We start from the raw sequence: 6,430 nt of genomic DNA on the forward strand, positions 1-6,430 counted from the left end.
GCAGCAAGGTCAGCGTTGCCATCCGCCGGGGGCTGCGGAATATGCGCCGCTTTTATGATGGCCTTTTTCAAACAGAGTGAGGGCGTGCCTATGCAGACCATCAATCTCAAACAATATTATCCATTTTTCAAAGAGGACATTTTTGTGGAGGTGTCCGATGAGATCGTCGAAGCGTTTCTTTTGGATAAGAGGGCCGAGGCTGCCAGAGAGCGCAAGATGTTCCGGTATAAGGCGTTTTACTCCCTCGATTGTAACGATGGAATCGAAAATGCTGCAATCGGCTGGGCGCAGCCATCGCCGGAAGATTATCTGATAGAAAAAGAAGAATTAGCCGAATACGAAGAACTGATACGGCGATTGTATGAAGCCATTTCTTCCCTGCCGCCTATGCAGGCTCGCCGTGTCCATGCCCGCTATATGCTGGGTATGAAAGTGAAAGATATTGCCGCAATGGAGGGTATCACACCATCACAGGCGGGAAAATCCATCCACGCCGCACTGCGGAGGCTGCGCCGGTACTTTGCACGTCAGAAATGGACGGTCAATCTATGAGCGTTTCCAAAGAAAAGAGGTGCATGACATGAACGAAAAAATTACAGCCCCACAAAAAGAAGAACGGCAGGAAGTCCTGAAGGAGATCCGGCAGCTTGAGAACCGCAAGAAGATTTTGGAGAACAAGCAGCGGAACGAAGAACGCAGGGTTCGCACCCGCCGCCTGATTGAGCGCGGAGCCATTTTGGAGGGTATTTTTCCGCTGGCTCCCAACCTTTCCGGCGCAGAGGTCAAAGCATTTCTAATTGCCCTGTCCCATCTTCCGGGGGCTGTGGAATTGACTGCAAACCTGCCAAAATCCGGGGACACGCCATAAGTCCCTTGTTTACAAGGGCGCACTTATACACCGTTTCCGGTGTCGTGCGCCCTGCCGGGGGCTGTTGCGCTCTCCGAGCGCGATGGGGCGCTACACTCCCCAAACCCCTTGTGCGCCACAGGTTACAGAACATCCGCAAGCGGCTGTCCCGTCCCCTGCGGCCTGAATACCCCTCACCGAAAGGAGGCGATCCCCATAGATTTTTGCCATATCCCCGTCAGTATCATCAAGCGCAGCGAGGGCCGTTCCGCTGTTGCCGCAGCCGCCTACCGCAGCGGAACCAAGCTGACGAATGAATGGGACGGCCTGACCCATGATTACACCCGCAAAGGCGGCGTTGTCCATGCGGAAATCATGCTGCCCGCCCATGCCCCGCCAGAGTTTGCAGACCGCTCCACCCTCTGGAACAGTGTGGAGCAGGTCGAGAAAGCCAGGGACAGTCAGCTTGCCCGCGAGATCGAGGCGGCCTTGCCCCGTGAACTGTCCAGGGAACAGCAGCTTGCCCTTGTCCGGGCCTATGTGAAGGACAACTTTGTGGACAAGGGGATGTGCGCTGACTTTGCCATCCATGACAAGGGAACCGGCAACCCCCATGTCCATATCATGCTGACCGTTCGGCCCTTAAAAGAAAATGGCGGATGGGGCGCGAAGTGCCGCAAGGCATACGACCTGGACGAGAACGGCCAGCGCATCCCGGACGGGAAAGGCGGCTGGAAGAACCACCGGGAGGACACCACCGACTGGAACGACAAAGGGAATGTGGAGATTTGGCGGGCGGCATGGGCGGCTTATACCAACCGGGCATTGGAGGCCGCCGGTCATCCCGCCCTGGTAGACCACCGCAGCTACAAGCGACAGGGCATTGATAAAATCCCCTCTGTCCACCTGGGGCCAGCGGCCAGCCAGATGGAGAAGCGCGGTATCCGCACCGACAAGGGAGAAGTCAACCGGCAGATCGCCGCCGACAACAAGCTGCTGAAAGAAATCAAGGCCCGCATTACCCGCCTCTACAACTGGTCGAAGGCCGAGGCCGAGAAGCCGGAGGGCCAGCAGCCCAGCATGGTTGACTTGTGGGAGGCCCAGCAGCAGCTCAAGCGGCCCGACACCCGCACCGGCAAAATCCGGGCTTTGCAGGAGAGCGCCGCCCTGTTCAGCTTTTTGCAGGCAAACGGCATCCAGTCCATGCAGCAGCTCCATGAAAAAATCGCAGATATGAACACCCGCTACTATGACCTGCGGCGAGAGATCGTTAAGGCCGAGCGCCGGATTGCTGTCCTCACTGAGCGCGGGGAAATGTGGGCGCAGTACAACGAGTACAAGACTGTCCACAAGCAGCTTGCCAGGGTAAAGCCGGAGAAGCGGGAACTGTTCGAGCAGCGCCACAGCCGGGAACTGATCCTCTATGACGCGGCGGCCCGGTATCTGAAAGAACTGAAAGCCAGCGGCGAGGAAATCACCCCGAAGGAATGGCGGCGTGAGATTGACCTGCTGGCCGCACAGAAACAGGTGGACAGCATCGACATGAAAGCCATGCGGGAGGAACTGAAAGCCGTGGAACGGCTCCGCAAGGCCGCCGACCAACTGGCCCGCCAGGAACGGGACAAATCCCGCGACCGGGGGCCGGAGCGGTAAAGGGTACGGCGTTTTACCGACCCCTCACGGGGGTGTCATATTTCGTGACACCCTTTGCACACAGAAAAACCGCCGTACAGGTTTCCCCATACGGCGGCAGCACTCTCATTTATCGAACAGGTCGCTGTGCGTCCCGGTGCGGGCCAGCGTCAGCACCAGCACATCGTCCTCAATGCGATAGATGAGCAGCCAGTCCGGCTGAATGTGGCATTCCCGATGCCCCACCCAATCGCCGGTCAGCTCATGGTCTTTGTTTTTCTCTGGCAATTTTTCGCCCCGCGACAAGGCCCGGATAATGTCATCCAGCAGACCGATGTCCATGTGACGCTTCATCGCCAGCTTGTAGTCCTTTTTGAACTTTGTTGTCCAAACAATGTCGCGCTTCATCTTTTCAGCTCCCGGAGGGCTTCTTCCACATCGGAGTAGTGCTTCACGCTGGGATCACGCGCAATCCGTTCTGCCTCCAACATGGCGGCAATGGTTTCCTTGTTGGGCTGTTCCAGCCTGACTTCAAAGGGAAAGCCACCGGCGCGGAGCGACTGACGCAGAAAGACATTGATCGCTGTGGTAAGGTTCACGCCTAATTCATTGTAAAGCGTTTCGCACTGCTTTTTGATGTCGCTGTCCATACGGACGCTGAAATTTGTCGTGTTAGCCATTGTATCAGCCCCTTTCAAGTTTATTGCACTTATAGTATATGCCATTTGCAACGCAAAATCAACTCAATAGACTTGAAATTCACAAAAAATTAAGGAGGAACCGCCTATGATTACCGCTCACTATCTTGTGACCGTCCACCTGAATATCGACCTGCCCCTTGCCCTCTTGCAGCCGGAACCGGCAGATGCGCCTACCGGCCCGGAGCCGGAGGCCCATGCCTGCCAGGGCTGCGGAAACTGCGGCGGGTACGGGAAGTGCCAGCATGAAGAAAAGCAAGCCTGACCCCATCCCCGTCATGGACTACCGCCAGTACCGCAGAGCGCGGCGGCTGGTACATGAGTGCTGCAACTATGACGGCGGCCACTGTATCGCGCTGGACGATGGGGAGGAATGTGTCTGTGTCCAGTCTATTTCCTACTCCCTGCTGTGTCAGTGGTTCCGGGCGGCGGTGCTGCCGCTGGACAGGGAACTGGAAACGGCCCTGTTCCACTGCCTGGACGCCAAACGGTGCGCCGTCTGCGGGGCGTTGTTCACACCCGGCTCCAACCGGGCCAAATACTGCCCGGAATGTGCCGGACGCATGAAGCGTATCAAGGCCGCCCAGCGCAAGCGCAAACAGAGGGCGAAATGTCACGCTTTAGGGGCCGAAAACCCCTTGTAAATCAAGGACTTTTTCGAGGGTGTCGGCGGGGGCCTGATAGATTTATCCTTTGGCCCCCAAAACGGCCCTCTAAAGGCGTATAGACCCCTGAAATAACCCCAAGGAGGAACCCATGTCAGACAATCGAAAATATTACTACCTGAAACTCAAAGAGAACTATTTTGACGATGACTCCATCGTGCTGCTGGAAAGTATGCAGGACGGTGTGCTGTACTCCAACATTCTGCTCAAGCTGTATCTGAAATCGCTGAAACACGGCGGGCGGCTCCAGCTTGACGAGAATATCCCCTACACGGCGCAGATGATCGCCACTATCACCCGCCAGCAGATCGGCACTGTGGAGAGGGCCTTGCAAATTTTCCTGAAGCTGGGCCTTGTGGAAGTGCTGGACAGCGGCACTTTTTACATGAGCAATATCGAGCTGCTGATCGGCCAGTCCTCTACCGAGGCCGAGCGAAAGCGGGCGGCGAGGCTCCAAAACAAGGCTCTTTCCACGCCCCGGACAAAGGTTGGACATTTGTCCGACATTCGTCCACCAGAGATAGAGATAGAGTTAGAGAAAGAGATAGAAATAAAGAGAGAGATAGAGAAGGGACGCTCCGCCCGCGCCTATGGCCGTTACCAGAATGTTTTTCTGACGGATGAGGAACTGGCAGACTTGCAGGCCAGCTTTCCCACCGTATGGGGCCAGTACATCGAAAAGCTGTCCGAGTACATGGCTTCTACCGGCAAGCGGTATCAGAGCCATGCCGCCACCATCCGGCGCTGGGCCGGTGAGGACGCGAAGAAAGCGTCCCCGCCCACCCGCAACCGTGATTACAGCGTAAAGGAGGATGAAACCGTATGATGGAGATTACCGCAGAAATCCGGGCGCTGATCGACAAGGCAGCCGCCGGTGTGGAGCTGGCCGGGGACGAGTACATAGACCCGGCAGACGGCCTTATTCACTGTAAAAAGTGCGGCGGCCAGAGGCAGACCGTTGTGCCATGCTTTGGGAAACCCGGCTACTTCATGCCCCGCTGTATCTGCCAGTGCCAGCGTGAGGCCGAGGAACAGCGCAAAGCTGCCGAGGAACGGCAACGCCGCATGGAGCGTATCAAGCGCCGGAAGGCCCAGGGCCTGCAAGACCGCTATCTGTACGACTACACTTTTGCCAACGACAATGGCCAAAATCCCCTAATGGACAAGGCCCGCGCCTATGTTGAGAACTGGAAGGAGGCATACAGGAACAACACCGGCCTGCTGCTGTTCGGGGATGTGGGAACCGGCAAGTCCTTTTTCGCCGGTTGTATCGCCAACGCCCTGCTTGACCGGGATGTGCCGGTGCTGATGACAAACTTTCCCACCATCCTGAACCGCCTGACGGGGATGTTCTCCGAGGACAGGGCCGACTTTATCGCCAGCTTTGACGAGTACGACCTGCTTATCATTGACGATCTGGGTGTGGAGCGCAGTACCGAGTATGCGATGGAGCAGATGTTTTTCGTCATTGACAGCCGCTACCGCAGCCGCAGGCCCATGATAATCACCACCAACCTGAAACTGGCCGAACTCAAGAACCCGTCTGACCTGGCCCACGCCCGTATCTATGACCGTATCCTAGAACGGTGCGCCCCGATCCTCTTTGCCGGGAAGAACTTCCGGGAGGAAAACGCCGGGGCCACCAAGCAGGCGGCGAAAGACCTTGTGAACCGTAAGAGCGATTGATTGTTTTGCCGGACGGCGCAGCCCCGCCCGGAGAAAGGAGCGCCATGAGCGAAGAAACCCGTACCATGCAGACCGCAGACACCACCCCGGCCAGAGCGCCGGAGGATGCCCCCGCGCTGGTAAAGAAAATCGGCAAGACCACCTACAAGGTGCGCGTCCATTTCAGCCAGACCAGCACCGAAACCATGAGCGACAAAATCAAGCGTATGCTCAAAAACGAAATACAGCAGATGTGACCGGCTAATAAAGCCAGCCGCCTTGTGTTAAACTGATGATGGTACACACCAAAACTTTTAGCCAAGGAGGACATGAAAATGCTGTACACAGAAAAAGAGAAAAATGAGATTGAGCGCGTCCGCAAAGTGTTTGAGAAACATATCCAGCAGATGACCGCTTATGATTTGGTTTGGTCGGACAAGGTCGGCTATGTGTGGCTGGCAATATGTATCGACCCGGTTTATATCGACACCGGCAACTGGATAGAGTCTGCTGTCGGTCTTTGTTATGAGTGCTTGAACGATATAGCACTGGATGTTTTCGGAATGACCGGAAACGATCACGACTTCGAGGACGCTGATCCGCTGGAACTGGCCGAGATAAAGCGACGCTGGCAACCCTATATCGACCAACTGCCGGAATATGCGTACCTTTGCGACGAACTGTTAAGCAGGAGCAAATAACCCATCCGCAAAAGTGTCAGGAGCTAAAATCTGCTTCTGGCACTTTTTTGTGGCTTTTTTGTGAATTTGATTAAAAAGTCCTTGACAACTCGTTTCGGGCAAGACAGCAAAATCAATCCTCATTTCTTGCGGTGCGCGGCTTGCCCCCTTTGATATAAAGGAACTCCGCGATCTCATGTCCTACGACGAATTAGAACTTGATACGTTAGGCGACAGACTCAC

Annotated in this window: 11 protein-coding genes and 1 pseudogene; 10 read left to right on the top strand and 2 right to left on the bottom strand. The window is 55.9% G+C overall.

All coding sequences use genetic code 11. The features are described 5' to 3' along the window. From BN2154_RS15570 to mobQ, 4 genes and pseudogenes are all read left to right on the top strand, one after another. Positions 1-80: pseudogene (locus tag BN2154_RS15570) on the top strand (RNA polymerase subunit sigma-24); the annotation flags it as partial. A 10-nt stretch (positions 81-90) separates the two neighbouring features. After that, positions 91-552 (top strand): RNA polymerase sigma factor, encoded by a 462-nt coding sequence (locus BN2154_RS00020; protein ID WP_050616861.1) that lies wholly within the window; start codon positions 91-93, stop codon positions 550-552. 28 nt (positions 553-580) lie between these two features. Next, on the top strand, positions 581-868 hold the full coding sequence (locus tag BN2154_RS00025) for a DUF3847 domain-containing protein (RefSeq protein WP_050616851.1): 288 nt from the start codon (positions 581-583) through the stop codon (positions 866-868). 108 nt (positions 869-976) lie between these two features. Continuing rightward, the gene (gene mobQ / locus BN2154_RS00035) at positions 977-2,500 is read left to right on the top strand and encodes a MobQ family relaxase (protein ID WP_242853653.1); all 1,524 of its coding nucleotides are present in this window, start codon (positions 977-979) and stop codon (positions 2,498-2,500) included. Positions 2,501-2,605: 105 nt separating this feature from the next. On the opposite strand, the gene BN2154_RS00040 is transcribed toward mobQ, so the two are convergent. Continuing rightward, positions 2,606-2,887: a type II toxin-antitoxin system YafQ family toxin gene (locus tag BN2154_RS00040; RefSeq protein ID WP_050616854.1), complete on the bottom strand. Its 282-nt coding sequence runs from the start codon at positions 2,885-2,887 to the stop codon at positions 2,606-2,608. Then, on the bottom strand, positions 2,884-3,159 hold the full coding sequence (locus BN2154_RS00045) for a type II toxin-antitoxin system RelB/DinJ family antitoxin (RefSeq protein WP_050616855.1): 276 nt from the start codon (positions 3,157-3,159) through the stop codon (positions 2,884-2,886). The genes BN2154_RS00040 and BN2154_RS00045 overlap by 4 nt, the downstream gene beginning before the upstream one ends. A gap of 106 nt (positions 3,160-3,265) precedes the next feature. Between BN2154_RS00045 and BN2154_RS15930 the strand changes: the two genes are divergently transcribed. From BN2154_RS15930 to BN2154_RS00070, 6 genes are all read left to right on the top strand, one after another. After that, entirely contained in the window at positions 3,266-3,442 is a 177-nt protein-coding gene (locus BN2154_RS15930) for a hypothetical protein (protein WP_195892273.1), read from the top strand. Further along, positions 3,423-3,821, top strand: a complete 399-nt coding sequence (locus BN2154_RS00050; protein ID WP_050616856.1) for a cysteine-rich VLP domain-containing protein — start codon at positions 3,423-3,425, stop codon at positions 3,819-3,821. The genes BN2154_RS15930 and BN2154_RS00050 overlap by 20 nt, the downstream gene beginning before the upstream one ends. Before the next feature lie 112 nt (positions 3,822-3,933). Then, entirely contained in the window at positions 3,934-4,668 is a 735-nt protein-coding gene (locus BN2154_RS00055) for a phage replisome organizer N-terminal domain-containing protein (protein ID WP_050616857.1), read from the top strand. Next, positions 4,665-5,528, top strand: coding sequence for an ATP-binding protein (locus BN2154_RS00060; protein WP_050616858.1), 864 nt, complete (start codon positions 4,665-4,667; stop codon positions 5,526-5,528). The genes BN2154_RS00055 and BN2154_RS00060 overlap by 4 nt, the downstream gene beginning before the upstream one ends. Before the next feature lie 65 nt (positions 5,529-5,593). Continuing rightward, the gene (locus BN2154_RS00065; protein ID WP_178627770.1) at positions 5,594-5,764 is read left to right on the top strand and encodes a transposon-encoded TnpW family protein; all 171 of its coding nucleotides are present in this window, start codon (positions 5,594-5,596) and stop codon (positions 5,762-5,764) included. Positions 5,765-5,842: 78 nt separating this feature from the next. Then, complete coding sequence (locus BN2154_RS00070; protein WP_050616860.1) at positions 5,843-6,208, top strand: hypothetical protein; 366 nt, start codon at positions 5,843-5,845, stop codon at positions 6,206-6,208. The last annotated feature ends 222 nt before the right edge of the window (positions 6,209-6,430 follow it).

Origin of the sequence: Intestinimonas massiliensis (ex Afouda et al. 2020), assembly GCF_001244995.1 — a bacterium.
In the GTDB taxonomy this organism is placed as follows: Bacteria; Bacillota; Clostridia; order Oscillospirales; family Oscillospiraceae; genus Intestinimonas; species Intestinimonas massiliensis.

What these genes read in the sequence shown, in the direction of transcription:
- BN2154_RS00020 (WP_050616861.1), top strand. Translation starts at nt 91, where the DNA reads ATGCAGACCATCAATCTCAAACAATATTATCCATTTTTCAAAGAGGAC.
- BN2154_RS00025 (WP_050616851.1), top strand. Translation starts at nt 581, where the DNA reads ATGAACGAAAAAATTACAGCCCCACAAAAAGAAGAACGGCAGGAAGTC.
- BN2154_RS00040 (WP_050616854.1), bottom strand. Translation starts at nt 2,887, where the DNA reads ATGAAGCGCGACATTGTTTGGACAACAAAGTTCAAAAAGGACTACAAG.
- BN2154_RS00045 (WP_050616855.1), bottom strand. Translation starts at nt 3,159, where the DNA reads ATGGCTAACACGACAAATTTCAGCGTCCGTATGGACAGCGACATCAAA.
- BN2154_RS15930 (WP_195892273.1), top strand. Translation starts at nt 3,266, where the DNA reads ATGATTACCGCTCACTATCTTGTGACCGTCCACCTGAATATCGACCTG.
- BN2154_RS00050 (WP_050616856.1), top strand. Translation starts at nt 3,423, where the DNA reads ATGAAGAAAAGCAAGCCTGACCCCATCCCCGTCATGGACTACCGCCAG.
- BN2154_RS00055 (WP_050616857.1), top strand. Translation starts at nt 3,934, where the DNA reads ATGTCAGACAATCGAAAATATTACTACCTGAAACTCAAAGAGAACTAT.
- BN2154_RS00060 (WP_050616858.1), top strand. Translation starts at nt 4,665, where the DNA reads ATGATGGAGATTACCGCAGAAATCCGGGCGCTGATCGACAAGGCAGCC.
- BN2154_RS00065 (WP_178627770.1), top strand. Translation starts at nt 5,594, where the DNA reads ATGCAGACCGCAGACACCACCCCGGCCAGAGCGCCGGAGGATGCCCCC.
- BN2154_RS00070 (WP_050616860.1), top strand. Translation starts at nt 5,843, where the DNA reads ATGCTGTACACAGAAAAAGAGAAAAATGAGATTGAGCGCGTCCGCAAA.